Below are 1,767 nucleotides of genomic sequence, written 5' to 3' on the forward strand. Positions count from 1 at the left end.
CCCAAAGCCTTGCCGACAGGGCATATTGCCCCTCACCCAGCGCCATGACCTGCCGCGCGACCTGACCGAGATGGCCGCTCCCCGCACGCATTTCGAGAACGCGTCCCTTGCCGTCTTCCGCCGGCATCGGCATCGCCGACAAGGACGCACCCGATTGATAGCTCCAGCCAAGGGCCGCCACGTTCTTGTCCTCGAAATCGCCATTGCGGACGAGGGTACGCCGCGCGCCCCTGTCACCCCCGGCATCGAGCGCGTGAATAAGTTGCGCCGCTTCGGCGTTGGCCCCCAGCTTCAGGAGCTGGTTGACGACAGTGCCCGCGCTGGCGCGATCCTCAGTGGGTACGCCTTTGCCCCACAGGCCCTCGGCCCATGCCGAAAGGCTGGCCTTGTCCTCGTTGCGCACTATGAACAGCGGCATGAGCCGGGTTCGCCATTCCGGCCCCCTGGCCATGGCTTGCCCCAATTCGCGCGCAACTTCGGGGTCTGCCGCGGCATCGATGAGCTGGCTTACCACAAGGTCATAGCTGCGACCGGTGGTGGCAAGGGCATGGCCGTAATGCCGGATCATCTCCTCGCCATTGCCGATGCGCTTCGCCTCCATGGCAAGGGCGAGTTCGGTCATCAGATCGCGGCGCGACAGGTTTTCACCATAACGCAGCAGCCGCATGGCGCCTTCCCCGTCGCCGCGATACGCCTTTACGAAGGAAAGCGAGCGGATCGCGCTCACTTCCAGCGGATCGTCCAAAATCGCTTCCCTGGCGAGCGTTTCGACCCTGTCGAGGGTCTGGGGCGACTGATCGGCCTGAAACGCCAGCGCTGCCGCGGAAGAGCGGGCCGGCGGGCTTGATGCGATCGGCATGTCGGCAAGCTTTGCCCGCATCTTGGCTGGCAGGACATTGGGCAAGGTCAGCAGCGTGACCGGCACGCTCAGCCCGATTGCGGCGATGACAAGCACGCCGCCAGCAATCCAGCGCGTGCGATTGGAAATCGTCCTCTTCGTCATCGACCCTTCTCCGTCGATGATCGGTGGGATGGCATCGGGCGCGACATCAGATAGGTCGCGAACACCAGAACAGCACCGGCAAGCGGCGTGCGCAGCGGATAATCGGTCAGGCTGGCAAGCATCAGAGATCCGGCCATGATCGCACCCGCGCGGGTCGAGATCGTCTCACCGCTGGGCACGTTCTTCCAGCTGCGCCAGATGCGCCATGCAATCCATCCGACAAAACCCAGCAGGACCAGCAGCGCCGGGATGCCTCCCGTGAGGACCAGTTCGATGAGGTCGTTATGGGCATTGTTGAAATATTTCCGCGAAAGGCCCCAATCGGGCTCATAACTGCGGAAGACCGGATCGAACGATCCGAAGCCCGATCCGAAAGGCAGGAAATCACGAATGATGTCGAGCAGGACCGGCAGGAAAGTCAGGCGCTTTTCCGCAAGCAGGTCGTCACCGACAAAGCGATCGATCGACAGCGCCTTGCCGAACAGAACGAGGAGAGCGACAACCAGCGTCGGCACCGCGATCACCAGGATGCGCAGCCATTTGGCGTGGGATTTGCGCATGCCTGCGCCCAGCTCCTCAAGCGGGGACATGGCAAGCGATGCAGCCAGCGAAGCGAAGCCGACCACGATCCCCGTTCGCGATCCGGTCACCACGATCATCACCAGCAGTACCAGCGCGCTGACCATGGCGATCAGGCGGCGACGCGAGGAAGGCAGCTTGCTCTTGCCATGCGCCAGCGACCACATCCGCAACACCGGAAAGCC

General features: G+C 63.4%; 2 protein-coding genes. Both read right to left on the reverse strand.

Annotation, left to right across the window (positions count from 1 at the left end):
- The coding region (locus tag AAFM29_RS17535) for a hypothetical protein (protein WP_341714003.1) at positions 1-1,003 on the reverse strand (1,003 nt) is incomplete at its 3' end.
- The coding region (locus AAFM29_RS17540) for an O-antigen ligase family protein (protein WP_341714004.1) at positions 1,000-1,767 on the reverse strand (768 nt) is incomplete at its 5' end. The genes AAFM29_RS17535 and AAFM29_RS17540, both read right to left, overlap by 4 nt.

The sequence above is a fragment of the Erythrobacter sp. genome, from assembly GCF_038133525.1.
In the GTDB taxonomy this organism is placed as follows: Bacteria; Pseudomonadota; Alphaproteobacteria; order Sphingomonadales; family Sphingomonadaceae; genus Qipengyuania.